The 24,314-nt window shown below is 58.9% G+C and carries 25 protein-coding genes; 16 read left to right on the forward strand and 9 right to left on the reverse strand.

The genetic code is table 11. The features are described from left to right. Positions 1-22 precede the first annotated feature (22 nt). A complete protein-coding gene (locus KVG87_RS15015; protein ID WP_041479865.1) occupies positions 23-202 on the forward strand; it encodes a PA3496 family putative envelope integrity protein in 180 nt (59 codons plus the stop codon). Between the two features lie 88 nt (positions 203-290). Here KVG87_RS15015 and KVG87_RS15020 read toward each other — a convergent pair whose 3' ends face one another. Further along, positions 291-917, reverse strand: a complete 627-nt coding sequence (locus KVG87_RS15020; protein ID WP_016773408.1) for a response regulator transcription factor — start codon at positions 915-917, stop codon at positions 291-293. A 466-nt stretch (positions 918-1,383) separates the two neighbouring features. Here KVG87_RS15020 and KVG87_RS15025 point away from each other — a divergent pair, with 466 nt between their 5' ends. Next, positions 1,384-2,085 (forward strand): hypothetical protein, encoded by a 702-nt coding sequence (locus tag KVG87_RS15025; protein ID WP_076564003.1) that lies wholly within the window; start codon positions 1,384-1,386, stop codon positions 2,083-2,085. 116 nt (positions 2,086-2,201) lie between these two features. Here the strand turns inward: KVG87_RS15025 and KVG87_RS15030 are convergent, their stop codons facing one another. Continuing rightward, on the reverse strand, positions 2,202-3,419 hold the full coding sequence (locus KVG87_RS15030) for an argininosuccinate synthase (RefSeq protein WP_007953201.1): 1,218 nt from the start codon (positions 3,417-3,419) through the stop codon (positions 2,202-2,204). Positions 3,420-3,548: 129 nt separating this feature from the next. Further along, on the reverse strand, positions 3,549-4,463 hold the full coding sequence (locus KVG87_RS15035) for a flagellar protein MotY (RefSeq protein ID WP_217851376.1): 915 nt from the start codon (positions 4,461-4,463) through the stop codon (positions 3,549-3,551). Between the two features lie 160 nt (positions 4,464-4,623). Between KVG87_RS15035 and pyrC the strand changes: the two genes are divergently transcribed. Both pyrC and rnt read left to right on the forward strand, forming a co-directional pair. Beyond that, complete coding sequence (pyrC, locus tag KVG87_RS15040; RefSeq protein ID WP_076564005.1) at positions 4,624-5,670, forward strand: dihydroorotase; 1,047 nt, start codon at positions 4,624-4,626, stop codon at positions 5,668-5,670. Beyond that, entirely contained in the window at positions 5,667-6,344 is a 678-nt protein-coding gene (gene rnt / locus KVG87_RS15045; protein WP_041479868.1) for a ribonuclease T, read from the forward strand. The genes pyrC and rnt overlap by 4 nt, the downstream gene beginning before the upstream one ends. A gap of 74 nt (positions 6,345-6,418) precedes the next feature. Here rnt and KVG87_RS15050 read toward each other — a convergent pair whose 3' ends face one another. Then, positions 6,419-7,021, reverse strand: a complete 603-nt coding sequence (locus KVG87_RS15050; RefSeq protein ID WP_003227723.1) for a peroxiredoxin — start codon at positions 7,019-7,021, stop codon at positions 6,419-6,421. Positions 7,022-7,333: 312 nt separating this feature from the next. On the opposite strand from KVG87_RS15050, the gene KVG87_RS15055 reads away from it, so the two are divergent. Together KVG87_RS15055 and bfr are read left to right on the forward strand one after the other, a co-directional pair. Next, the gene (locus KVG87_RS15055) at positions 7,334-7,552 is read left to right on the forward strand and encodes a bacterioferritin-associated ferredoxin (RefSeq protein ID WP_217851378.1); all 219 of its coding nucleotides are present in this window, start codon (positions 7,334-7,336) and stop codon (positions 7,550-7,552) included. Positions 7,553-7,752: 200 nt separating this feature from the next. Beyond that, the gene (gene bfr / locus KVG87_RS15060) at positions 7,753-8,226 is read left to right on the forward strand and encodes a bacterioferritin (protein ID WP_016773403.1); all 474 of its coding nucleotides are present in this window, start codon (positions 7,753-7,755) and stop codon (positions 8,224-8,226) included. Between the two features lie 101 nt (positions 8,227-8,327). Here the strand turns inward: bfr and grxD are convergent, their stop codons facing one another. From grxD to plzR, 3 genes are all read right to left on the reverse strand, one after another. Further along, the gene (gene grxD / locus KVG87_RS15065; protein ID WP_016773402.1) at positions 8,328-8,669 is read right to left on the reverse strand and encodes a Grx4 family monothiol glutaredoxin; all 342 of its coding nucleotides are present in this window, start codon (positions 8,667-8,669) and stop codon (positions 8,328-8,330) included. A 97-nt stretch (positions 8,670-8,766) separates the two neighbouring features. Continuing rightward, positions 8,767-10,872 (reverse strand): molybdopterin oxidoreductase family protein, encoded by a 2,106-nt coding sequence (locus KVG87_RS15070; RefSeq protein ID WP_217851380.1) that lies wholly within the window; start codon positions 10,870-10,872, stop codon positions 8,767-8,769. 135 nt (positions 10,873-11,007) lie between these two features. Further along, a complete protein-coding gene (gene plzR / locus KVG87_RS15075; RefSeq protein WP_041479870.1) occupies positions 11,008-11,298 on the reverse strand; it encodes a PlzR type 4 pili assembly inhibitor in 291 nt (96 codons plus the stop codon). A 405-nt stretch (positions 11,299-11,703) separates the two neighbouring features. Between plzR and argF the strand changes: the two genes are divergently transcribed. Beyond that, the gene (gene argF / locus KVG87_RS15080; protein WP_024014160.1) at positions 11,704-12,624 is read left to right on the forward strand and encodes an ornithine carbamoyltransferase; all 921 of its coding nucleotides are present in this window, start codon (positions 11,704-11,706) and stop codon (positions 12,622-12,624) included. After that, on the forward strand, positions 12,621-13,730 hold the full coding sequence (locus KVG87_RS15085; protein ID WP_217851382.1) for an ABC transporter ATP-binding protein: 1,110 nt from the start codon (positions 12,621-12,623) through the stop codon (positions 13,728-13,730). The genes argF and KVG87_RS15085 overlap by 4 nt, the downstream gene beginning before the upstream one ends. A gap of 120 nt (positions 13,731-13,850) precedes the next feature. Here the strand turns inward: KVG87_RS15085 and KVG87_RS15090 are convergent, their stop codons facing one another. After that, a complete protein-coding gene (locus tag KVG87_RS15090; protein WP_217851384.1) occupies positions 13,851-14,633 on the reverse strand; it encodes a PhzF family phenazine biosynthesis protein in 783 nt (260 codons plus the stop codon). 99 nt (positions 14,634-14,732) lie between these two features. Next, complete coding sequence (gene ybaK, locus KVG87_RS15095) at positions 14,733-15,203, reverse strand: Cys-tRNA(Pro) deacylase (protein ID WP_217851387.1); 471 nt, start codon at positions 15,201-15,203, stop codon at positions 14,733-14,735. A gap of 351 nt (positions 15,204-15,554) precedes the next feature. Between ybaK and KVG87_RS15100 the strand changes: the two genes are divergently transcribed. The 8 genes from KVG87_RS15100 (at position 15,555) to KVG87_RS15135 (ending at position 24,285) form a co-directional block, all read left to right on the forward strand. Then, complete coding sequence (locus KVG87_RS15100; protein WP_071173440.1) at positions 15,555-16,406, forward strand: MIP/aquaporin family protein; 852 nt, start codon at positions 15,555-15,557, stop codon at positions 16,404-16,406. 77 nt (positions 16,407-16,483) lie between these two features. Further along, positions 16,484-17,986, forward strand: coding sequence for a glycerol kinase GlpK (glpK, locus tag KVG87_RS15105; RefSeq protein ID WP_217851389.1), 1,503 nt, complete (start codon positions 16,484-16,486; stop codon positions 17,984-17,986). Between the two features lie 95 nt (positions 17,987-18,081). Next, entirely contained in the window at positions 18,082-18,837 is a 756-nt protein-coding gene (locus KVG87_RS15110; RefSeq protein WP_007953179.1) for a DeoR/GlpR family transcriptional regulator, read from the forward strand. 291 nt (positions 18,838-19,128) lie between these two features. Then, the gene (gene glpD / locus KVG87_RS15115; protein ID WP_076564008.1) at positions 19,129-20,664 is read left to right on the forward strand and encodes a glycerol-3-phosphate dehydrogenase; all 1,536 of its coding nucleotides are present in this window, start codon (positions 19,129-19,131) and stop codon (positions 20,662-20,664) included. Positions 20,665-21,021: 357 nt separating this feature from the next. Continuing rightward, on the forward strand, positions 21,022-21,936 hold the full coding sequence (locus KVG87_RS15120; RefSeq protein WP_206421627.1) for a glutamate/aspartate ABC transporter substrate-binding protein: 915 nt from the start codon (positions 21,022-21,024) through the stop codon (positions 21,934-21,936). Between the two features lie 200 nt (positions 21,937-22,136). After that, positions 22,137-22,883 (forward strand): amino acid ABC transporter permease, encoded by a 747-nt coding sequence (locus KVG87_RS15125; protein WP_056790046.1) that lies wholly within the window; start codon positions 22,137-22,139, stop codon positions 22,881-22,883. Then, on the forward strand, positions 22,883-23,554 hold the full coding sequence (locus tag KVG87_RS15130) for an amino acid ABC transporter permease (RefSeq protein WP_016773391.1): 672 nt from the start codon (positions 22,883-22,885) through the stop codon (positions 23,552-23,554). Before KVG87_RS15125 ends, KVG87_RS15130 begins: the two co-directional genes overlap by 1 nt. After that, a complete protein-coding gene (locus KVG87_RS15135; RefSeq protein WP_016773390.1) occupies positions 23,551-24,285 on the forward strand; it encodes an amino acid ABC transporter ATP-binding protein in 735 nt (244 codons plus the stop codon). The genes KVG87_RS15130 and KVG87_RS15135 overlap by 4 nt, the downstream gene beginning before the upstream one ends. Positions 24,286-24,314 lie beyond the last annotated feature (29 nt).

Here is a 24,314-nt window from a genome sequence, read left to right on the forward strand (position 1 = left end):
GTCTTAGCCGGGAGTTGACTTCATGAGTACCGACACAGAGCAACTGGATGTAGAAGAAGATCTTATTGCCACCGACGCCGATGAGGTCGAACCGGTGGTTGAAGTGGCCAAGACCAACCTTAGCAAGCGTCGCACAATCGACAACCTGCTTGAGGAGCGCCGACTGCAAAGGCAATTGGCCGACTACGATTATGATCTGTGATATCTGAAGGCCTCCCGAGACGGAGGCTTTTCATTTTCTGCGACAACCGAGCTTGATCGGCCCATGACGTTCTCAGCTGTCGAATAGTTCAAACCAGGCCGTTACGCTGCGCCAGCTCGATCAGATCAACCAGAGAACGCGCATTGAGTTTCAGCAACAGACGAGTCTTGTATGTGCTCACAGTCTTGTTGCTCAAGAACATGCCGTCGGCGATTTCCTTGTTGGTCTTGCCGCGCGCCAACTGCTGCAACACCATCATTTCCCGGCCGGACAGACGATCCACCATGTCCGCTTCGCTCGCATTGCCCAGACTGGTACGCACGGTGTGCAGGGCCTGATTGGGGAAATAGCTGTAGCCGGACAGAACTGCCTTGATCGCACTGAGCAATTCGGTCAGATCCTGCTGTTTGCACACGTAACCCGCTGCGCCCGATTGCATGCAACGCATTGAAAAATGCCCGGGAGCCTGGGAAGTCAGCACCAGCACTTTCACCGGCATGGCAGTGGAGGTCAGGCGCGCAATAACTTCCAGTCCGTCGAGTTTGGGTATTCCAATATCCAGAATGACAAGATCCGGTATTTGTTCACGAGCAATTTGTAGTGCATCAACGCCATTATCCGTTTCTGCAATGACTTCGTAGCCATGCCGTTCCATCAGCATACGTACCGCAAGTCGAATGACGGGGTGGTCATCCACGATCAGCACTTTATTCATGGGCAAGTCCAGTTTTCGCTGTTCGAATTTTTAGAACACGCACGATATCCCAGTCACTTGCTTCACGGCATGGCAACTTTTACACGCATTTGCATCCAGAGACATTCCCTACAGGCATTGAGGATAATTCCCACAAATTCGCTGCCCTTGCCCCATTGCAACCGCCTTCCGATCTTTCATACGACGGTGGAGTTTGATCTTCATGCAGCCGAGTCCTACGCCGTGGTGGGTCGTTGGAAAACTTCAACAGGTGCAATTACGAAACTTCATACACGATGATTTACCTGTCAAATTGGCCTTGGGCAAGCACTGGGACATATGACGTAACGAACCGACACAACCACCTGTTCGACACAACATCGTTGATTCTATAAAACTTTAGTTAACAGCCGTGCACTTACACAAGCGCCTTTGCTATCGCTGAAATAACCAACTCAAATTCGACAAACTACGTAGAAGCAAAACTATGCTAAAGATAAAAAACAAAATCACCAACCCCATGACAGTCATCGCCATATTTGCAATTCTTTCGGAAACTTCGGCGGCGGTATCGTTACCGTTTCTTGACAATAAAGACCGAGAAATTTATGTCTGGTTTTTGATCAGCTTTCCCTTTTACTTGTTATTCCTGTTCTTTATCACTCTCAACTTCAATCATCGCTCGCTTTATTCGCCTTCAGACTTCGGCAAAGACAAAAGCTTTTTGAAAACTACTCAAAATAACCAGAGGGACGAATCCTTTCGCGAAGCAGGCGAGCGTTGCGCTTTTGAGCTGACCAGTTGCATCGTGTCGGGTAAAACCGGACCAGGCCGATTCCCGATTCCCTGCAGAGTTCACAACGCGCCGGACCCACCGCTCGGTCCACGCGACCGAACCCATCCGGTTGTGCAGAATATCAAGCTGTCACCCTGGGTAAGTGAACTGAACATCATTGACGCAAGAGGCATTGATGCAGCGAAGGAATTCGATGCCATCTTCGAAACGCTAAAAGGCGTCGATAAAAAGCACGCGCGGGTTCTCGTATTTCTTTGTAATCATGCGTCGGACGCGATTGCCCACTCCGCATTGCAACAGATCAGGCAGGCCAAGAAAGGCTCAGGAGCCACACTGTGCATCGTATATAACCTGTGTTCGCAGACGGTGACATTACTGGGACGAACCAGCTGAACCGGGTCAAGCCTGCGCGAAGACACACGAGGGAGCCTGATGAACCAGAAAAAAATGTTAAAAAAAAGGCGGCCCTGCACAGGCCGCCTTTTTTACTGCGCGTCAGTCTGAGCTACTCAGAACAACTTGCGGCCCTTGTTGGCAGCAATGCGCATGCGCAGCGCGTTGAGCTTGATGAAGCCCGCCGCATCCGCCTGATTGTAAGCACCGCCGTCTTCTTCGAAGGTGGCGATGTTGGCGTCGAACAGCGAATCGTCGGACTTGCGGCCGGTGACGATGACGTTGCCCTTGTACAGCTTCAGGCGCACTACGCCGTTCACGTTGACCTGCGAAGCGTCGATCATCTGTTGCAGCATCAGACGCTCCGGGCTCCACCAGTAACCGGTGTAGATCAGGCTGGCGTACTTGGGCATCAGCTCGTCTTTGAGGTGAGCGACTTCGCGGTCCAGGGTGATCGATTCGATGGCGCGGTGAGCGCGCAGCATGATGGTGCCGCCCGGGGTTTCGTAGCAGCCACGAGACTTCATGCCGACATAACGGTTTTCGACGATGTCGAGACGACCGATGCCGTGCTCGCCGCCGATCTTGTTCAGCGTCGCCAGCACGGTGGCCGGGGTCATTTCGACGCCGTCCAGCGCCACGATGTCGCCGTTGCGGTAGGTCAGTTCCAGGTACTGCGGGGTGTCGGGAGCCTTCTCCGGGGAGACGGTCCAGCGCCACATGTCTTCTTCGTGCTCGGTCCAGGTGTCTTCCAGCACGCCGCCTTCATAAGAGATGTGCAGCAGGTTGGCGTCCATCGAGTACGGAGATTTTTTCTTGCCGTGGCGTTCGATCGGGATCGCGTGCTTCTCGGCGTAGTCCATCAGCTTCTCGCGCGACAGCAGGTCCCACTCGCGCCAAGGGGCGATCACTTTCACGCCTGGCTTGAGCGCGTAGGCGCCCAGTTCGAAGCGCACCTGGTCGTTGCCCTTGCCGGTGGCGCCATGGGAAATGGCGTCGGCGCCGGTTTCGTTGGCGATTTCGATCAGGCGCTTGGCAATCAGCGGACGGGCGATGGAAGTACCCAGCAGGTACTCGCCTTCGTAAACGGTGTTGGCGCGGAACATCGGGAACACGAAATCACGCACGAACTCTTCGCGCAGATCGTCGATGTAGATTTCTTTGACGCCCATGGCCTGAGCCTTGGCGCGGGCCGGCTCGACCTCTTCGCCTTGACCGAGATCGGCGGTGAAAGTCACCACTTCACAGTTATAAGTATCCTGCAGCCACTTAAGGATCACCGAAGTGTCCAGGCCGCCGGAATACGCCAGAACGACCTTGTTTACGTCCGCCATGCCATCACTCCACGGGGTTCTACGGAAAGCCGGGGAGTCTACCGCTCAAACGCGATAATTTACAGAGGCGCGACAGCTTAAGACGACAAAGCGACAGAATCTGTCGAGAGCGCGACGATGACCGGCGAGTCAGGAAGTCGTTGCGGCGGTGGCTGGCGTACCCGCTTGCGGTGCCGGCGCAGGGGCTGTGGTCGGCGCCACACGCGACAGTTTCACGTTCACCCGACGATTCTTCGCACGATTGGCCTTGCTGGTATTCGGCACGATCGGATACTGCTCGCCGTGGAAACGCACGGTGATCTGCGATTCCTGAATGCCGTTGGCCTTGAAGAAATCCACCACCGCCAGCGCGCGGCGGCGCGACAATTCGCGGTTGGTCAGACGATTGCCGCTGTTGTCGGAATGACCGTCGAGGTCGATGTGGTTCACCGTCGTGTCGGCCTTCATGTATTCGAGCATCACTTGCAGCTTGGCCTTGGCAGCCGGGTCCAGCTCAACGCCTTCGCCGGGGAAGCCGATCTGCGACTGCTTGATCTGGTCGAAATTCTGCGGCAGCAATTTCGCCACACAGCCTTGATAGTCGTTGAACGCCTTGCTGAACTTCACCGGCAGCAAACGCACTTCCGACACCCGGCCATCGCCAGACGCACGGCGAACTACCGGGCTGCGGCCGTCCAGCAGACCGCTGATCAGCCCACCGGCCTGGGATTGCGAGCTGTTGAACAACACATTGCCACTGCCCAGCCGTACCGAGCCCAGATTGATGTCGCCACGCCCCGGCTGCCACGGTGCAGCGGCAGCGAGCAACGTCGCCGAACCACCGCCAAGCATGGCGTTGTAGGCATTCAGGCGAAAGATCGCCTGCTCACCGGCCTTGCGCACGAACTCGCCCGAGCCGAAATCAGTGATCGGTTGCGTCAGGCGGCATTCGAACTGGTCGCCGGCGACCGTCCACTCAATGTTCTCCAGACGGGTCTGGTAAGTCAGCGCCATCGCGGGAAGGCTGGCAAACACACTGAGCAGGGCTAAATAACGCTGGCGCACGGGAGGCTCCATTGGCTTGTGAAACACAAACACCGATTCACACAATGTTTACGGCATACCTTCGGGATATCGGACGCTTGTGGCAAAACTTGATAGCGGGTGCCTGCAAGAGTCTTTTCCGGTAGCATTCGCCTCAGTTTGACCCGCCTGGAATCCCCTCATGACCGACCGCCTGACCCTGCTGCGTCCCGACGACTGGCACATTCATCTTCGCGATGGTGCCGTGTTGACCAATACCGTTGCCGATGTGGCCCGCACCTTCGGGCGCGCGATCATCATGCCGAACCTGGTACCGCCGGTGCGCAACGCCGCTGAAGCCGACGGCTATCGTCAGCGCATTCTCGCTGCCCGCCCGGCCGGCAGTCAGTTCGAGCCGTTGATGGTGCTGTACCTCACCGACCGCACCCAACCGGAAGAAATTCGTCAGGCCAAGGCCAGCGGTTTCGTCTACGCCGCCAAGCTCTATCCGGCCGGCGCGACCACCAATTCCGATTCCGGCGTGACCAGCATCGACAAGATCTTCCCGGCGCTGGAAGCCATGGCCGAAGTCGGCATGCCGCTGTTGATCCACGGTGAGGTCACCCGTGGCGACGTCGATGTGTTCGACCGCGAAAAGATTTTCATCGACGAGCACATGCGCCGCGTGGTCGAGCGTTTCCCGACGCTTAAAGTGGTGTTCGAACACATCACCACCGGCGACGCCGTGCAGTTCGTCAACGAGGCTTCGGCCAACGTTGGCGCGACCATCACCGCGCATCACCTGCTGTACAACCGCAACCACATGCTGGTCGGTGGGATTCGGCCGCACTTCTACTGCTTGCCGATTCTCAAGCGCAACACCCATCAGGAAGCCTTGCTCGACGCCGCCACCAGTGGCAGCGCCAAGTTCTTCCTCGGCACCGACTCGGCGCCCCACGCCCAGCATGCCAAGGAAGCGGCCTGCGGTTGCGCCGGTTGCTACACCGCTTACGCCGCCATCGAGATGTATGCCGAAGCGTTCGAACAGCGTAACGCGCTGGACAAGCTCGAAGCCTTCGCCAGCCTCAACGGCCCGCGTTTCTACGGCCTGCCGGCAAACACCGATCGCATCACCCTGGTTCGCGAAGAATGGACCGCCCCAACCAGCCTGCCATTTGGCGAGCTGACCGTTATCCCGCTGCGCGCCGGTGAAAAACTGCGCTGGCGCCTGCTGGAGGAACACGCGTGAGTGAAGAGCATTTCGACGATGAGCTGGACGGTCAAAGTGGTGGCGGCGGTTCCCGTCACCCGATGGCAGCGCGTTTTCGCGGCTACCTGCCGGTTGTCGTCGACGTAGAAACCGGTGGCTTCAACGCAGCCACCGATGCCTTGCTGGAGATTGCCGCGACCACCATCGCCATGGATGAAAAGGGTTTCGTCTACCCGGATCACACCTACTTCTTCCGCGTCGAGCCGTTTGAAGGTGCGAACGTTGAAGCGGCAGCGCTGGAGTTCACCGGGATCAAGCTTGATCATCCGCTGCGCATGGCCGTCAGCGAAGAAACCGCACTGACCGACATTTTCCGTGGCATCCGCAAGGCCCTGAAAGCCAACGGCTGCAAACGGGCGATTCTGGTCGGGCACAACAGCAGCTTCGATCTGGGCTTTCTCAACGCTGCAGTCGCGCGGCTGGACATGAAGCGCAACCCGTTCCACCCGTTCTCCAGTTTCGACACCGCGACCTTGGCGGGTCTGGCGTACGGTCAGACCGTGCTGGCGAAAGCCTGTCAGGCCGCCGGCATCGATTTCGACGGTCGTGAGGCGCACTCGGCGCGCTACGACACCGAAAAGACCGCTGAGCTGTTCTGCGGCATCGTCAATCGCTGGAAGCAGATGGGCGGCTGGGAAGACTTCGACGACTGATCCTCGACGAACAAATCCCGCGCATAAAAAAACCGGCCACATGGGCCGGTTTTTTTGTACCTCGACGTTGCGCCTTACAGGGCAGCAGCGTTCTCAGTCAGGTAAGCCGCAACGCCTTCTGGCGAAGCGTTCATGCCTTTGTCGCCTTTCTTCCAGTTGGCCGGGCAGACTTCGCCGTGCTCTTCGTGGAATTGCAGCGCGTCGACCAGACGGATCAGCTCTTCCATGTTACGGCCCAGCGGCAGGTCGTTGATGATCTGCGAGCGAACCACGCCTTTGTCGTCGATCAGGAACGCGCCGCGGAAAGCCACGCCGCCTTCAGATTCAACGTCGTAAGCCTTGGCGATGTCGTGCTTCATGTCGGCAGCCATGGTGTATTTCACCTGACCGATGCCGCCATTGTTCACTGGAGTGTTGCGCCAGGCGTTGTGGGTGAAGTGCGAGTCGATCGACACAGCGATCACTTCAACGTTGCGCGCCTTGAAGTCAGCCATGCGGTTGTCCAGAGCGATCAGCTCGGACGGGCAGACGAAGGTGAAGTCCAGCGGGTAGAAGAACACCAGGCCGTATTTGCCTTTGATGGCCGAGGACAGGGTGAAGCTGTCAACGATCTCGCCATTGCCGAGTACGGCCGGGACGGTGAAGTCTGGGGCTTGTTTGCCTACGAGTACGCTCATTGATATCTCCTGGTGTAGAAACTTGAAGTTCAGGGTCCGGGCCAGCCTGTCACCCTCAGGCGACAGCCCTGTGACACGAACCCTCTTCGCAAGGGACGACCATCATACACTGCGTGTTTGGCCTGTCCGTAACGGATTTTCCCTGTTCGGTTATCCACTGCGTATTCATGGGGTCAGACGCGCATTTGGAAAATACCGTTCGTCAGTCGCTGGGAAATTGGCTGCGAAGCGTTCCGAAAGCACTTTGACAATCATTCTCGTTAACATTAAGATCCATCGCAATTGAGTCACAACCAGCGACGGTTCTTACTTATGTATGTTTGCCTCTGCACTGGCGTCACCGACGGACAGATCCGCGAAGCGATCTATGAAGGTTGCTGCAGCTACAAAGAAGTTCGCCAGGCCACCGGCGTCGCCAGCCAGTGCGGCAAATGTGCCTGCCTTGCCAAGGAAGTGGTGCGCGAAACCCTGACCAAGCTGCAAACCGCCCATGCCGCGATCCCTTACCCGGTAGAATTTACTGCTGCGTAAATGCCCCATTTCAAAGAACCGGACTAGATGTCCGGTTTTTTTATGCCTGAAAATCAATTGCTTAGCCTCCAGACGCGGAACACAAACATTCTTATTCCGATTAATTTTCATTTATTATTCAATAACTTAGGTTTGACACTTATAAACACCAAGCTCAAACTCCGCCTTATATACGGTTAATACAGGGCAGGACTCCGATCATGAAAGGCGACATTACAGTCATCCAGCATCTCAACAAGATCCTTGCCAATGAGCTGGTCGCGATCAATCAGTACTTCCTGCATGCACGCATGTATGAAGATTGGGGTCTGAACAAGCTCGGCAAGCACGAATACCACGAATCCATCGACGAGATGAAACACGCGGACAAGCTGATCAAGCGCATCCTGTTCCTTGAAGGCCTGCCGAATGTGCAGGACCTGGGCAAGCTGCACATCGGCGAACACACCCGCGAAATGCTCGAATGCGACCTGCGCATCGAAAAGACCGGCCACGCTGACCTGAAAGCCGCCATCGCCCATTGCGAAACCGTTGGCGACTTCGGCAGCCGTGAACTGCTCGAAGACATTCTCGAGTCGGAAGAAGAACACATCGACTGGCTGGAAACCCAGCTCGGCCTGATCGACAAGATCGGCCTGGAAAACTATCTGCAGTCGCAGATGGGCGAAGAGTGATCTGACCCTCGCAAGATACTAAAAAGCCCCGCCCTCTTTCGAGGTGCGGGGCTTTTTTATCGCCGGGATTTCAGAGGTTGCGAAATCCCTGCAGGAGCGAATCAGGCTTCGGACTTGTTCGCCGCTGCCGCTTCGACAGCTGCCTTGATGGTGCTTTGCAGCGAACCGTCTGCAGCCATCTCGGTCATGATGTCGCTGCCGCCGACCAGTTCACCGCCGACCCACAGTTGCGGGAAAGTCGGCCAGTTGGCGTATTTTGGCAGGTTGGCGCGGATTTCCGGGTTCTGCAGGATGTCCACGTACGCGAACTTTTCACCACAGGCCATCACGGCTTGCGCAGCTTTTGCGGAGAAGCCGCACTGCGGGGCATTCGGCGAGCCTTTCATGTAAAGCAGAATGGTGTTGTTGGCAATCTGCTCTTTAATCGTTTCGATGATATCCATGGAGCACCTCGGCTGAACTTTCCGACTCAGAGGTCGGCACGGTGGCGCATTGTAACGGAATCCCGAGCGCCATGCTCGGTCTCCCCGACAGACCCGCTCAAGCCGCCGCCACTGTCACCGGCACACCGTTCAACGCCGCGTTGCCCGACAGTTCGTCAAGCTGGCACTCGTCGGTCAGGTCGTTGGCGCTCGATCCCGGCTGGCCGCTGGCGATCGCCATCTGCACGCCCGGGCGCGCATGGCCCCAGCCGTGCGGCAGGCTGACCACGCCTTTCATCATGTCGAGACTGGCGAGCACTTCCACCTCGATCTGCCCGACCCGCGAACTCACCCGAACCCGTTGCCCGTCGGCCAGGCCACGGCTGGCCAGATCATCCGGGTGCATCAGCAACTGATGCCGCGGCTTGCCCTTCACCAGTCGATGAAAATTGTGCATCCACGAATTGTTGCTGCGCACATGGCGGCGGCCGATCATCAACAACTCATCGGCAGCCGGCGCCTGCAACGCGGCAAAGCGAGCGAGGTCAGCGAGAATTTCCGGCGGTGCGGCCTGGATACGCTGATTCGGCGTTTTCAGACGTGATGCCAGATTCGGTTTCAGCGCACCCAGATCAATGCCGTGCGGATGATCGAACAGCGTCGCCAACGACAACTTGTGCTCGGACGCATCGCCATAGCGGCCCATGCGCAGGCCCATATCGATCATCTTCGCCGGCGGCATCGTTGGTTTCAGCTCCTTGCCGGTTTTCTCGGCGAAGGCCTTGGCCAAACCGACGAAGATCTCCCAGTCGTGCAGCGCACCCTCGGGCTTGGCGAGGATCGCGCGATTGAAGCGGGTCACGTTACGCACCGCAAACAGGTTGAAAGTGGTGTCGTAGTGATCGTTTTCCAGCGCCGAGGTCGACGGCAGGATCAGATCGGCATAGCGCGTGGTTTCGTTGATGTACAGGTCGATGCTGAGCATGAAGTCGAGGCCGTCCAGCGCCTGTTCCAGTTGCCGGCCGTTGGGTGTCGACAACACCGGGTTGCCGGCCACGGTGATCAGCGCGCGGATCTGCCCCTCGCCCTCCGTGAGCATTTCTTCAGCGAGCGCCGAGACCGGCAACTCGCCGCCGTATTCAGGACGCCCGGAAACCCGGCTCTGCCATTTGTTGAAATGCCCGCCCGAGGTCGACGCCACCAGGTCCACCGCTGGCTCGGTGCACAGGGCACCGCCAACGCGGTCGAGGTTGCCCGTGACCAGGTTGATCAACTGCACCACCCAATGACACAAGGTGCCGAAGGCCTGGGTCGAGACGCCCATGCGTCCATAGCAGACGGCGCTTGGCGCGGCAGCGAAGTCGCGCGCCAGTTGGCGGATGTGTTCGGCAGGCACTGCGCAGAGCGGGCTCATCGCTTCGGCACTAAACGCAGCCACGGCGCTGCGCACCTCGTCGAGGCCATCGACCGGCAAATGGCTGTCGCGGGTCAGGCCTTCGCTGAACAGCGTATTGAGCATGCCGAACAACAGCGCCGCATCGCCGCCCGGGCGGACGAACACGTGCTGATCGGCCATCGCTGCGGTTTCGCTGCGGCGCGGATCGACCACCACCACTTTGCCGCCGCGCGCCTGAATCGCCTTCAGGCGCTTCTCGACATCCGGCACGGTCATGATGCTGCCGTTGGACGCCAGCGGATTGCCGCCGAGGATCAGCATGAAATCGGTGTGATCGATATCGGGAATCGGTAACAGCAAACCGTGGCCGTACATCAGATAGCTGCTGAGGTGGTGTGGCAGTTGATCGACCGACGTTGCCGAGTAGCGATTGCGGGTTTTCAGCAACCCCAGGAAGTAATTGCTGTGGGTCATCAGGCCGTAGTTGTGCACGCTCGGATTGCCCTGATACACCGCAACGGCGTTCTGCCCGTGACGTTCCTGAATCGCCGCGAGTTTCTCGGCCACCAGCGCAAACGCCTCGTCCCATTCGATCGGCAGCCACTCGCTGCCGACGCGGCGCATCGGCTGACGCAGCCGGTCGGGATCGTTTTGAATGTCCTGCAGGGCCACGGCTTTCGGGCAGATATGGCCGCGGCTGAAGGTGTCGAGGGCATCGCCCTTGATCGAGGTGATCGCGACATCGCCATCGGTTTCCGTAGTTTCGATGGTCAGCCCGCAAATGGCTTCGCACAGGTGGCACGCACGGTGGTGAAGAGTCTTGGTCATGGCCAGTCTCTGTCTTGTTCGGGGGCAGGCAATCACGCCCGCGGGAACAAAACTATGGCCCGTGCGCGGAGCAGGCGCCAGCGACGTTCGTCTCGTGAATCGACGGTTATCAGGGCAGCCGATAAACCGCCGCGATCAGTTCGAAGGCAACTGCGGCGGTGCGGCCAGCTGGATTTCCTGGATGGTTTCGATCTGCTCGTGGGCGACGTGCACGCCGGTGAGCTCGCCGATCAACCGCCAGTGCTCATCGAGCCCGGCGCTGATGGTGGCCATGCGATCGATCATGTGTCGGCCGGCGGATTTGACCACTTCGTCGTCACTGCGCAGCAACTCGAAAGACATCGAGGTGACTGACGCGGTGAGATGGGTCAGAGAGCGAGCCGTGTGGCCCAGCAGCTCCATTAACAGTTGTTCTTTCGATTCCATGCGGAGGCTTCCTGCGTCGCTCGAAACTTATTTATAACCCAGCACTTTGCTTTAGCAAATGTTTCAGTCTGAACATCCGACCAAGCGAATCGGTGGCGCAGCGTTCGCAAACCGACCAGGACCGCTGCGTTGCCGTCGCGGCGCATTGCCAAGCGCGGCGGCGCCAGTGTACAAAGAGGCTCACCGCTGTACTGAATCCGGCTTCAACATGCGTGATCGTAATGCTCGGTCCGCGCTCCGAATCCCGCTGAAAAAGTACCCTATTGGAAAAACGCGACATTTAGTGTCAATATCGCGCCTCCCCCTATTTCGTCGCCCCGTGCGGCTTACGCCGCAGGTCTCGCCCGTTGTTCCGTTAAACAAGGCTTTGAGCATCTGCGGTCTGTAGCAAAAAGGTAGTCAATGATGAGCGCAAGGCACTTTCTCTCCCTGATGGATTGCACGCCCGAAGAGCTGGTCAGCGTGATCCGTCGAGGCGTTGAGCTCAAGGACCTGCGTAACCGCGGCGTACTGTTCGAGCCTCTGAAAAACCGCGTGTTGGGGATGATCTTCGAAAAATCCTCGACCCGTACCCGGATCTCCTTCGAGGCCGGCATGATCCAGCTCGGCGGCCAGGCAATCTTCCTGTCCCCGCGCGATACCCAACTGGGCCGTGGCGAGCCGATCAGCGATTGCGCCATCGTCATGTCGAGCATGCTCGATGCGGTGATGATCCGCACCTTCGCCCACAGCACCCTCACCGAATTCGCCGCCAACTCGCGGGTGCCGGTGATCAACGGCCTGTCCGATGATCTGCACCCGTGCCAGTTGCTCGCCGACATGCAGACCTTTCTTGAGCACCGTGGCTCGATCCAGGGCAAGACCGTGGCCTGGATCGGTGACGGCAACAACATGTGCAACAGCTATATAGAAGCGGCGATCCAGTTCGACTTCCAGCTGCGCGTTGCCTGCCCGGAAGGTTACGAGCCGAACCCGGAATTCGTCGCCCAGGCTGGTGATCGCGTGACCATCGTCCGCGATCCGCAAGACGCCGTGCGTGGCGCGCATCTGGTCAGCACCGACGTCTGGACTTCGATGGGCCAGGAAGAGGAAACTGCCAAGCGCCTCAAGCTGTTCGCGCCGTTTCAGGTCAACCGTGCCTTGCTCGACCTCGCTGCCGAGGACGTGCTGTTCATGCACTGCCTGCCGGCGCACCGTGGCGAAGAAATCAGTCTCGACCTGCTCGATGACCCGCGCTCCGTCGCCTGGGATCAGGCAGAAAACCGTCTCCACGCACAGAAGGCCCTGCTCGAGTTCCTCGTCGAACCGGCATATCACCACGCATGAGCCATGAATTACTGCTGAACCTGCGCAACCTCGCTTGCGGCTATCAAGATCAACGCGTAGTGCAGAACCTCAATCTGCACCTCAACGCCGGCGACATCGGCTGCCTGCTCGGCTCGTCCGGCTGCGGCAAGACCACCACCCTGCGCGCCATCGCCGGTTTCGAACCGGTGCATGAAGGCGAAATCACCCTCGGTGGCGAAACCCTCTCCAGCGCCGGTTTCACCCTGGCGCCGGAGAAACGCCGGATCGGCATGGTGTTTCAGGATTACGCGCTATTCCCGCACCTGAGTGTGGCCGACAACATCGCTTTCGGCATTCGCAAGCACCCGAACAAGGCGCGCGTGGGCGAAGAGCTGCTGGAACTGGTCAACCTGAAAAACCTCGGCAAGCGCTTCCCCCACGAGCTGTCCGGCGGCCAGCAACAGCGGGTCGCCCTCGCCCGCGCCCTGGCGCCGGAACCGCAGCTGTTGCTGCTCGACGAGCCGTTCTCCAACCTAGATGGCGAACTGCGCCGCAAGCTCAGCCATGAGGTACGCGACATCCTCAAGGCCCGTGGTACCAGTGCGATTCTGGTCACCCACGATCAGGAAGAAGCCTTCGCCGTCAGCGATCACGTTGGCGTGTTCAAGGAAGGTCGGCTGGAACAGTGGGACACGCCCTACAACCTCTACCACGAACCGGCGACGCCGTATGTCGCCAGTTTCATCGGTCAGGGTTACTTCATTCGCGGTCAGCTCGTCACCCCGGAATCGGTGCAGACCGAGCTGGGTGAACTGCGCGGCAATCGCGCCTACACCTGGCCGATTGGCGGTGCGGTGGATGTGCTGTTGCGTCCGGATGACATTGTTTATGCACCGGACAGCGCATTGCAGGCGCAGATTGTCGGCAAGACATTCCTCGGCGCGGCGACCTTGTATCGCCTGCAACTGCCGACCGGTGCACAACTGGAATCGATCTTCCCCAGCCATGCCGATCATCTGGTTGGCGCCCAGGTCGGGATTCGCGTAGCGGCGGATCACCTGGTGCTGTTCCAGGCTTCGGGGAGCACTGCGGCACAGATTCCGGCGGTGGAAAACGGCGTCCGTCGGTTCAGCACCAGCTTCTGATCGGCGCGGGATCAAAATTGTGGGAGCGAGCCTGCTCGCGAATGCGGTGTTTCAGTCGCCGAAGAGGTTGACTGAAAGACCGGTTTCGCGAGCAGGCTCGCTCCCACAGTTGGTATTGCCTCAGCCTAAAAACAGGGTAGCGCTGGCCACCAGCGTCGCATTGCCGCCAATCTTCACCCGCTCACCTTCCAGCCGACAGAACAACTCCCCGCCCCGCGCCGAGCGCTGGCACGCGGTCAGGTTCGATTTGCCCAGACGTTTGGCCCAGTACGGAATCAGGCTGCAATGGGTCGAGCCGGTCACCGGGTCTTCATTGATACCGATGGCCGGGGCGAAATAGCGCGAGACGAAGTCGTGCTGGTTGCCACGCGCGGTGACGATTGCGCCCAGCCATGGCAGTTTCGCCAGCGCCGCCATGTCCGGTTGGCAGTCGAGCACGGCCTGCTCCGATTCCAGCACCACGAACAGTTCGTTGGAGCCGAGCACATCAACCGCCTCGACACCCAGCGCCCGCTCGACATCCAGCGTCACGCCGATTTCCGAAGGCACGATCGTCGGGAAATCCAGCCACAGCCGATCGCCTTCGCGGCTGACACTCAGCGGCCCGGACTTGCAGATGAAGTCGATGCGCTCGGCACTTTCCTTATAGATTTCGAACAGTACAAACGCGCTGGCCAGGGTCGCATGCCCGCACAGCGGCACTTCGGTGGTCGGGGTGAACCAGCGGATATGCCAGGCCTGGCCTTCGCGCACCAGAAACGCAGTCTCCGCCAGGTTGTGTTCGGCGGCGATCTTCTGCATCAAGTCATCGGCCAGCCAGCTGTCGAGCCGATAGACCATCGCCGGGTTGCCACTGAACGGCCGATCACTGAACGCGTCGACCTGATGAAACGCAAGCTGCATGATTTTCTCCCTGAATTGGTCGACCGAGCATGCAACGGCGGCCCGGATCAGTGCCAGTGACAGAAGCGCAATTTTTTCTTCATACAGCGGGCGCGCATTTTAAGCCCGGCCGATATCGGCGAACTGCGCCTGGGTGTGCTCAGCCAATACTGCTGGCGCCAGCTCCACTTCAAGTCCTCGCCGCCCGGCACTCACATAGATAGTCGCAAACTCCTGAGCGGAATTGTCGATGAAGGTGCGCAGGCGTTTCTTCTGCCCGAGCGGGCTGATGCCGCCCAACAGGTAGCCGGTTGAACGTTGCGCGACAGCCGGGTCAGCCATTTCGGCTTTCTTCACTCCAGCGGCATGGGCCAGGCCCTTGAGGTCGAGCGTTCCGACGACCGGCACCACAGCCACCAGCAGTTCGCCTTTTTCACTGGCGGCCAGCAGGGTTTTGAACACTTGCGCCGGTGCGAGCCCGAGCTTCTCCGCTGCCTCCAGCCCGTAGGACGCGGCCTTCGGATCATGTTCGTAACTGTGCACGCGATGTTCGGCACGAACTTTTTTCAACAAGTCCAACGCTGGTGTCATGGCAGCTCCGGGTTCGGCAGTCTTTAAAAAAACCTGCGGCCGATTCTAGGTCATCGTTGGGCAAAAGGCTCTATTCCAAGCCGCGAATCCCGTGGCTTCGCGCTGCATTCAAGCTGCTCGCGGCGCTGATCATTCACGCGGCGAATAGTTTTATTGTGACCGACGGTTCACTTTCGACCTTTGACAGGTTTGTTTCTTGTCTATATTTTTTCGAATCTGAATAATGTAAGAATCATGCTCCGCGCAGTACCCAGCAGTAACCCGGGAACCGAATGGGGATTCCGACCCGGTGAAGATCGCGCCCTGCTCCGTTGGCAAGGCGCTACACAAGAAAAAGAACCGAGGTTTTCAATGACAGCTGCTTTACCGCAACCATCGCTTTCCGGCCAATGCATAGCCGAATTCCTGGGCACCGCCCTTCTGATCTTCTTCGGCACCGGTTGTGTCGCCGCGCTCAAAGTCGCGGGCGCCAGCTTCGGTCTGTGGGAAATCAGCATCATCTGGGGCGTCGGCGTGAGCATGGCGATCTACCTCACCGCCGGGGTTTCCGGCGCGCACCTGAACCCGGCCGTGAGCATCGCTCTGGCAATCTTCGCTGACTTCGAAAAGCGCAAACTGCCGTTCTACATCCTTTCGCAAATCGCCGGCGCCTTCTGCGGCGCGTTGCTGGTCTACACGCTCTACAGCAATCTGTTCTTCGATTACGAACAAACCCACCAGATGGTTCGTGGCTCGGCCGCCAGCCTGGAATTGGCGTCGGTGTTCTCGACCTACCCGAACCCGGTGCTGTCGACGGCCCAGGCATTTCTGGTCGAGATGATCATCACCGCGATCCTGATGGGCGTGATCATGGCCCTGACCGATGACAACAACGGCCTGCCACGCGGCCCGATGGCGCCGCTGCTGATCGGTTTGCTGATTGCCGTGATCGGCAGTGCGATGGGCCCGCTGACCGGTTTCGCGATGAACCCTGCGCGTGACTTCGGTCCGAAACTGATGACTTTCTTTACCGGTTGGGGTGAAATTTCCTTCACCGGTGGTCGTGATATTCCGTATTTCCTGATTCCGATTTTTGCACCGATTGTCGGTGCCTGCCTCGGTGCTGCCGGGTATCGCGGGCTGATTGCCCGTCACCTGACCGGCGCCACACCTGCTACAAAGGATGCAGAACCGGCCATTGACGGCAAACCAAGAACTTCTTGAAACAGTCGGCGCCGGCTCCTGCCCATCCGAGCCGGCGCCACGGCCCACTCTCGTTTTTTTCGTCCAAGGCAATCGACATGACCGACATTCAGAACAAGAACTACATCATTGCCCTTGATCAGGGTACGACCAGCTCGCGCGCGATCATCTTCGACCGCGACGCGAACGTGGTCTGCACCGCGCAGCGCGAATTCGTTCAGCATTACCCGCAAGCCGGTTGGGTCGAGCACGACCCGATGGAAATTTTCGCCACCCAGAGCGCGGTGATGGTTGAAGCGCTGGCCCAGGCCGGCCTGCATCACGACCAGGTCGCCGCGATCGGTATCACCAACCAGCGTGAAACCACTGTGGTCTGGGACAAGACCACTGGCCGTCCGATCTACAACGCGATCGTCTGGCAGTGCCGCCGCAGCACCGAGATCTGCCAGCAGCTCAAGCGCGATGGTCACGAAGACTACATCCGCGACACCACCGGCCTGGTCACCGACCCGTACTTCTCCGGCACCAAACTGAAGTGGATCCTCGACAACGTCGAAGGCAGCCGTGAGCGCGCGCGCAACGGCGAGCTGCTGTTCGGCACCGTCGATAGCTGGCTGATCTGGAAATTCACCGGCGGCAAGGTGCACGTCACCGACTACACCAACGCCTCGCGCACCATGCTCTTCAACATTCACTCGCTGGAGTGGGATTCGAAGATGCTGGAGATCCTCGACATCCCCCGCGAAATGCTCCCGGAAGTCAAAGCCTCCTCGGAAATCTACGGTCGCACCAAGAGCGGCATCGCCATCGGCGGTATCGCCGGCGACCAGCAGGCAGCACTGTTCGGCCAGATGTGCGTGGAGCCGGGCCAGGCGAAAAACACCTACGGCACCGGTTGCTTCCTGCTGATGAACACCGGCGACAAAGCAGTGAAATCCCAGCATGGCATGCTCACCACTATCGCCTGCGGCCCGCGCGGCGAAGTTGCCTACGCACTCGAAGGTGCCGTGTTCAACGGCGGTTCGACCGTGCAATGGCTGCGCGATGAACTGAAAATCGTCAACGACGCCCACGACACCGAATACTTTGCCAACAAGGTCAAGGACAGCAACGGTGTGTATCTGGTGCCGGCGTTTACCGGTCTCGGCGCGCCGTACTGGGACCCGTATGCCCGTGGCGCACTGTTTGGCCTGACGCGCGGCGTACGCGTGGATCACATCATCCGCGCCGCGCTGGAGTCGATCGCCTACCAGACCCGCGACGTACTCGACGCCATGCAACAGGATTCCGGCGAACGCCTCAAAGCCCTGCGCGTGGACGGCGGCGCGGTGGCGAACAACTTCCTCATGCAGTTCCAGGCCGACATCCTCGGCACTCAGGTGGAGCGCCCGCAAATGCGCGAAACCACCGCACTCGGCGCTGCCTATCTGGCCGGCCTGGCCTGCGGTTTCTGGGGCAGCCTGGAAGAACTGCGCGGCAAAGCAGTGATCGAGCGCGAGTTCGAACCGAGCCTGGACGAAGTCGAGAAAGAGAAACTCTACAAAGGCTGGAAGAAAGCCGTCAGCCGCACCCGTGACTGGGCGCGTGAGGACGCCGAATAAGCCAACGTGCAGTTCCAGAAGGGTATCTAACTGGTAGGGAGCAGATTCCTGCGGCATCATGGGCAAATTTTGCTTGGCAGCCCAAAGGAAGCCCCATGAATCTGCCTCCCCGTCAGCAGCAAATCCTCGAGCTGGTCCGCGAACGCGGCTATGTGAGCATCGAGGAGATGGCCACACTGTTCGTTGTCACCCCGCAAACCATCCGCCGCGACATCAATCAGCTCGCGGAAGCCAATCTGCTGCGTCGCTACCACGGTGGCGCCGCGTACGATTCCAGTGTCGAAAACACCGCGTATGCGATGCGCGCCGATCAGATGCGCGACGAAAAACAACGCATCGGCGAAGCCATCGCCGCACAGATCCCCGATCACGCCTCGCTGTTCATCAATATCGGTACCACCACCGAATCGATCGCCCGCGCCCTGCTCAATCACAGTCACCTGAAAATCATCACCAACAACCTGCACGTCGCCTCGATGCTCAGCGCCAAGGATGATTTCGATGTGCTGCTGACCGGCGGCAATGTGAGGCGGGACGGCGGTGTGGTCGGTCAGGCGAGTGTGGATTTCATCAATCAGTTCAAGGTCGATTTCGCCTTGGTCGGGATCAGCGGCATCGATGAGGACGGCAGCCTGCTCGACTTCGATTATCAGGAAGTTCGCGTTTCCCAAGCGATCATTGCCAATGCGCGGCAGGTGATTCTGGCGGCGGACTCGAGCAAGTTCGGGCGTAACGCGATGATTCGACTGGGGCCGATCAGCCTGATCGATTGCCTGGTCACCGATCAGCAGCCGGTACCGGCGCTGGCGCAGTTGTTGAGTCAGCACAAGATTCGGCTGGAAGTCGTCTGAACCCTCTCCCTCGCTGACCGAACCGACGCCTTCGCGAGCAGGCTCGCTCCCACTCTTGGAATGCATTGCAAAATGTGGGAGCGAGCCTGCTCGCGAAAACGATCGATCACACCACACATCTTCTGCGCCTTGCGCGCGTTCATGTTCGAAAATTTTCTTTTAATCGCCCTTCGATGAGTTTTTTCAATCGAACGCGACTGGCTGCGCGCGTGTTTATGGGCTACCATTTTCGCAAATGAACATTAATGTTCGATTTCCAAGACATAAAACCAAAAGAACCGAGGCCAGCCGATGTCCACCTCTACCTTGCGTACGCCCCCTCTCTCCGAGATCTATGACGTTGCCGTGATTGGCGGCGGGATCAATGGCGTGGGGATCGCAGCGGATGCCGCCGGTCGCGGTCTTTCGGTGTTCCTTTGCGAAAAAGATGACCTGGCCAGCCACACCTCGTCGGCCAGCAGCAAGCTGATCCACGGTGGCCTGCGCTATCTGGAGCATTACGAATTCCGTCTGGTGCGCGAAGCGCTGGCCGAGCGCGAAGTGCTGCTGGCGAAAGCGCCGCACATCGTCAAACCGATGCGTTTCGTCCTGCCGCACCGCCCGCACCTGCGTCCAGCGTGGATGATTCGTGCCGGCCTGTTCCTTTACGACAACCTCGGCAAGCGCGAAAAACTGCCGGGTTCGAAAAGCCTGAAGTTCGGCGCCGACAGCGCGCTGAAAAGCGAAATCAAGAAAGGCTTCGAATACTCCGATTGCTGGGTCGATGACGCCCGCCTCGTGGTCCTGAACGCCATGGCCGCCCGTGAAAAAGGCGCGCATGTGCATACCCAGACCCGCTGTGTCAGTGCCCGCCGCACCAAAGGTCTGTGGCATCTGCATCTGGAGCGCGCCGACGGCAGTTTGTTTTCGATTACCGCCAAGGCACTGGTCAACGCCGCCGGCCCATGGGTGGCCAAGTTCATCCGTGACGACCTGAAAATGGAATCGCCTTACGGCATCCGTTTGATCCAGGGCAGCCACATCATCGTGCCGAAACTGTACGAAGGCGAACATGCGCATATTCTGCAAAACGAAGATCAGCGCATCGTTTTCACTATTCCGTACCTGAACCACTTCACCCTGATCGGCACTACCGACCGCGAGTACACCGGCGACCCGGCGAAAGTGGCGATCACCGAAGGCGAAACCGATTACGTGCTGAAAGTGGTCAACGCGCACTTCAAGAAGCAGCTCAGCCGCGAAGACATCCTGCACAGCTACTCGGGCGTTCGGCCGCTGTGCAACGACGAATCCGACAACCCGTCTGCGGTCACCCGCGATTACACCCTGGCGCTGTCGGGCAACGCCGAAGAAGCACCGCTGCTGTCGGTGTTCGGCGGCAAGCTGACCACTTACCGCAAACTCGCCGAGTCGGCGATGGCGCAGTTGATGCCGTTCTTCACCCAGATGCGCCCGAGCTGGACCGCGACCGCCACCCTGCCCGGCGGCGAAGACATGACCACGCCAGAGGCCCTGAGCGCGCGGATTCGCGACAAGTTCGACTTCGTCCCGACCGAAATCGCCCGGCGCTGGGCCGTCACCTACGGCAGCCGCACCTGGCGCATGCTTGAAGGCGTGGAAAGCCTGGCCGACATGGGTGAGCACATCGGCGGCGGGCTCTACACCCGCGAAGTCGATTACCTGTGCAGCGAAGAGTGGGCCACTACGGCGCACGACATCCTGTGGCGCCGCACCAAGCTAGGCTTGTTCACCACAGCGGAGGAACAGCAGAAGCTGTCGACGTATCTGGGCAAGGTTGAGCAGAACCGGAAGATCGAGGCGGCTTGATCTCACCGTTCAAACGAAAGCCCCTGAATCGAGAGATTCAGGGGCTTTTTCGTAACTGCGGCATTCGCCTGTTCCTTGTGGAAGTGAGCCTGCAAGGAATTCATTCGGTTTTCCGAACGCGACTCCACAGTCGATTCGGTTAACCGGATCATGCCTGCATAAAATTACCGCCATAAAACTTTAATAACGTTATAAAACAATCGCTTAACAGACTTCGACTGCTCTGGCACGAGTCATGCTCTACACTCTCTCGACGAATGCCTGCTGTGCCGACACTTCAGGAGCCGTCAGGCATTCGAAGCACAAAAAGGGCCGACAAACTGGCTCCATAAAAAAAACAATGTCGAGGAAAATTTGATGCGCATCGTTCCCCATATCCTGGGCGCAGCCATTGCTGCCGCTCTGATCAGCACGCCAGTTTTCGCCGCCGAGCTCACCGGCACCCTGAAGAAGATCAAAGAGTCCGGTGTCATCACCCTGGGCCACCGTGACGCCTCCATTCCGTTCTCCTACATCGCTGATGCATCCGGCAAGCCGGTCGGCTACTCGCACGACATCCAGCTGGCAATCGTCGAAGCGATCAAGAAAGACCTCGACCTGCCGAACCTGCAAGTCAAATACAACCTCGTTACCTCGCAGACCCGTATCCCGCTGGTGCAGAACGGCACCGTGGACGTCGAGTGCGGTTCGACCACCAACAACGTCGAGCGTCAGCAGCAGGTCGACTTCTCCGTCGGCATCTTCGAAATCGGTACCCGTCTGCTGTCCAAGAAAGACTCCAAGTACAAGGATTTCGACGATCTGAAAGGCAAGAACGTCGTAACCACCGCCGGTACTACTTCCGAGCGCATTCTCAAGGCGATGAACGCCGACAAGCAGATGGGCATGAACGTCATCTCCGCCAAAGACCACGGCGAGTCCTTCCAGATGCTGGAATCGGGCCGTGCCGTTGCGTTCATGATGGATGACGCGCTGCTGGCCGGCGAAGCCGCCAAGGCCAAGAAAGCCGCCGATTGGGAAGTGACCGGCACGCCACAGTCGTACGAAATCTACGGCTGCATGATGCGCAAAGGCGACGAGCCGTTCAAAAAGGCTGTGGATGACGCGATCAAGGCCACCTACGCTTCGGGCGACATCAACAAGATCTACGAGAAGTGGTTCATGCAGCCGATTCCGCCAAAAGGCCTGAACCTGAACTTCCCGATGAGCGACGAGCTCAAGACCCTGATCGCCAATCCGACCGACAAAGCGGCTGACGACAAGAAGTCCTGATTTTCTGACTAACCTTATCCCCTGAGGAGGCGCCTGCCTTTTCAGGGGATGGTCACTCCCTGCTGGCATTTTTCTGGAAACACTCGAACCGGTGGCTGTCGAGCCGATCGCGTGTGCCCGGTCTTTGAAAAAAGACTGGGGAGGGAACGGAGTTCCCCAGGCGGGCACTTGTACATCGATCGAATCGAGGGGAGACCCTAATGAATTACAACTGGGACTGGGGCGTGTTCTTCAAGTCCACCGGCGTGGGCAGCGAGACCTATCTCGACTGGTTCATCTCCGGTCTGGGCTGGACCATCGCCATCGCCGTCGTGGCGTGGATCATCGCCCTGCTGCTCGGCTCGCTGCTGGGCATCATGCGCACCGTGCCGAACCGCATCGTATCGGGCATCGCGACCTGCTACGTCGAGCTGTTCCGTAACGTGCCGCTGCTGGTGCAGCTGTTCATCTGGTACTTCCTGGTGCCCGATCTGCTGCCGCCGGATCTGCAGGAGTGGTACAAGCAGGACCTCAACCCGACTACTTCGGCCTACCTGAGCGTTGTCGTCTGCCTCGGTCTGTTCACCGCCGCCCGTGTCTGCGAGCAAGTGCGCACCGGTATCCAGGCACTGCCTCGGGGTCAGGAATCCGCCGCCCGCGCGATGGGTTTCAAGCTGCCGCAGATCTACTGGAACGTGCTGCTGCCCCAGGCCTACCGGATCATCATTCCACCGCTCACCTCGGAATTCCTCAACGTATTCAAGAACTCCTCCGTGGCGTCCCTGATCGGTTTGATGGAATTGCTGGCGCAGACCAAACAGACCGCCGAGTTCTCGGCCAACCTGTTCGAAGCGTTCACCCTGGCAACGCTGATCTATTTCACCCTCAACATGAGCCTGATGCTGCTGATGCGCCTGGTCGAGAAGAAAGTCGCGGTGCCCGGCCTGATCTCCGTGGGGGGTAAATAATGGAATTCGATTTCAGTGGCATCGTCCCGGCCATTCCCGGTTTGTGGAACGGCATGGTGATGACCCTCAAACTGATGGCCATGGGCGTGATCGGCGGGATGATTCTCGGCACGATCCTCGCGCTGTGCCGTCTGTCGCACAACAAGCTGCTGTCGAGCATAGCTGGCGCCTACGTCAACTATTTCCGCTCGATTCCGCTGCTGCTGGTGATCACCTGGTTCTACCTGGCGGTGCCGTTCGTGCTGCGCTGGATCACCGGCGAAGACACGCCGATCGGCGCGTTCACCTCCTGCGTCGTGGCGTTCATGATGTTCGAAGCGGCGTACTTCTGCGAAATCGTCCGTGCCGGTGTGCAGTCGATTTCCAAGGGCCAGATGGGTGCTGCACAAGCGCTGGGCATGAACTACGGGCAGATGATGCGCCTGATCATCCTGCCGCAGGCGTTCCGCAAGATGACCCCGCTGTTGCTGCAGCAGAGCATCATCCTGTTCCAGGACACCTCGCTGGTCTACACCGTGGGCCTGGTGGACTTCCTCAACGCCTCGCGCGCCAGCGGCGACATCATCGGCCGCTCCAATGAGTTCCTGATTTTCGCCGGTCTCGTGTACTTCATCATCAGCTTCGCCGCCTCGCGGTTGGTCAAGCGTCTGCAAAAAAGGTTCGCCGTATGATCTCTATCAAAAACATCAACAAGTGGTATGGGGACTTCCAGGTGCTGACTGATTGCAGCACCGAGGTCAAGAAAGGCGAAGTGATCGTGGTCTGTGGCCCGTCGGGTTCCGGCAAGTCGACGCTGATCAAATGCGTCAACGCCCTGGAGCCGTTCCAGAAAGGTGACGTGGTGGTTGACGGTACGTCGATCGCTGACCCGAAAACCAACCTGCCGAAACTGCGTTCGCGCGTGGGCATGGTGTTCCAGCATTTCGAGCTGTTCCCGCACCTGACCATCACCGAAAACCTGACCATCGCGCAGATCAAGGTGCTCGGCCGCAGCAAGGAAGAGGCGACCAAAAAGGGTCTGCAACTGCTCGAGCGCGTAGGTTTGTCGGCGCACGCCCACAAGCATCCGGGGCAACTGTCCGGTGGTCAGCAACAGCGTGTGGCGATTGCCCGTGCGCTGGCGATGGACCCGATCGTCATGCTGTTCGACGAACCGACCTCGGCGCTCGACCCGGAAATGGTCAATGAAGTGCTCGACGTCATGGTGCAGTTGGCCCACGAAGGCATGACCATGATGTGCGTGACCCACGAAATGGGCTTCGCCCGTAAAGTGGCGGACCGGGTGATCTTCATGGACCAGGGCAAGATCATCGAAGACTGCCCGAAAGAGGAATTCTTCGGCGACATCAGCGCCCGCTCCGAACGCGCGCAGCACTTCCTCGAGAAAATTCTGCAGCACTAAAAGCAACACACCCGCACCCTGTTTGCGGG

It is taken from the genome of Pseudomonas siliginis (assembly GCF_019145195.1).
In the GTDB taxonomy this organism is placed as follows: Bacteria; Pseudomonadota; Gammaproteobacteria; order Pseudomonadales; family Pseudomonadaceae; genus Aquipseudomonas; species Aquipseudomonas siliginis.

Bases quoted from the DNA above. Each gene is read 5' to 3' on its own strand.
- KVG87_RS15015 (WP_041479865.1), top strand. From the start codon at position 23: ATGAGTACCGACACAGAGCAACTGGATGTAGAAGAAGATCTTATTGCC.
- KVG87_RS15020 (WP_016773408.1), bottom strand. From the start codon at position 917: ATGAATAAAGTGCTGATCGTGGATGACCACCCCGTCATTCGACTTGCG.
- KVG87_RS15025 (WP_076564003.1), top strand. From the start codon at position 1,384: ATGCTAAAGATAAAAAACAAAATCACCAACCCCATGACAGTCATCGCC.
- KVG87_RS15030 (WP_007953201.1), bottom strand. From the start codon at position 3,419: ATGGCGGACGTAAACAAGGTCGTTCTGGCGTATTCCGGCGGCCTGGAC.
- pyrC (WP_076564005.1), top strand. From the start codon at position 4,624: ATGACCGACCGCCTGACCCTGCTGCGTCCCGACGACTGGCACATTCAT.
- KVG87_RS15050 (WP_003227723.1), bottom strand. From the start codon at position 7,021: ATGAGCGTACTCGTAGGCAAACAAGCCCCAGACTTCACCGTCCCGGCC.
- KVG87_RS15055 (WP_217851378.1), top strand. From the start codon at position 7,334: ATGTATGTTTGCCTCTGCACTGGCGTCACCGACGGACAGATCCGCGAA.
- bfr (WP_016773403.1), top strand. From the start codon at position 7,753: ATGAAAGGCGACATTACAGTCATCCAGCATCTCAACAAGATCCTTGCC.
- grxD (WP_016773402.1), bottom strand. From the start codon at position 8,669: ATGGATATCATCGAAACGATTAAAGAGCAGATTGCCAACAACACCATT.
- KVG87_RS15070 (WP_217851380.1), bottom strand. From the start codon at position 10,872: ATGACCAAGACTCTTCACCACCGTGCGTGCCACCTGTGCGAAGCCATT.
- plzR (WP_041479870.1), bottom strand. From the start codon at position 11,298: ATGGAATCGAAAGAACAACTGTTAATGGAGCTGCTGGGCCACACGGCT.
- argF (WP_024014160.1), top strand. From the start codon at position 11,704: ATGAGCGCAAGGCACTTTCTCTCCCTGATGGATTGCACGCCCGAAGAG.
- KVG87_RS15085 (WP_217851382.1), top strand. From the start codon at position 12,621: ATGAGCCATGAATTACTGCTGAACCTGCGCAACCTCGCTTGCGGCTAT.
- KVG87_RS15090 (WP_217851384.1), bottom strand. From the start codon at position 14,633: ATGCAGCTTGCGTTTCATCAGGTCGACGCGTTCAGTGATCGGCCGTTC.
- ybaK (WP_217851387.1), bottom strand. From the start codon at position 15,203: ATGACACCAGCGTTGGACTTGTTGAAAAAAGTTCGTGCCGAACATCGC.
- KVG87_RS15100 (WP_071173440.1), top strand. From the start codon at position 15,555: ATGACAGCTGCTTTACCGCAACCATCGCTTTCCGGCCAATGCATAGCC.
- glpK (WP_217851389.1), top strand. From the start codon at position 16,484: ATGACCGACATTCAGAACAAGAACTACATCATTGCCCTTGATCAGGGT.
- KVG87_RS15110 (WP_007953179.1), top strand. From the start codon at position 18,082: ATGAATCTGCCTCCCCGTCAGCAGCAAATCCTCGAGCTGGTCCGCGAA.
- glpD (WP_076564008.1), top strand. From the start codon at position 19,129: ATGTCCACCTCTACCTTGCGTACGCCCCCTCTCTCCGAGATCTATGAC.
- KVG87_RS15120 (WP_206421627.1), top strand. From the start codon at position 21,022: ATGCGCATCGTTCCCCATATCCTGGGCGCAGCCATTGCTGCCGCTCTG.
- KVG87_RS15125 (WP_056790046.1), top strand. From the start codon at position 22,137: ATGAATTACAACTGGGACTGGGGCGTGTTCTTCAAGTCCACCGGCGTG.
- KVG87_RS15130 (WP_016773391.1), top strand. From the start codon at position 22,883: ATGGAATTCGATTTCAGTGGCATCGTCCCGGCCATTCCCGGTTTGTGG.
- KVG87_RS15135 (WP_016773390.1), top strand. From the start codon at position 23,551: ATGATCTCTATCAAAAACATCAACAAGTGGTATGGGGACTTCCAGGTG.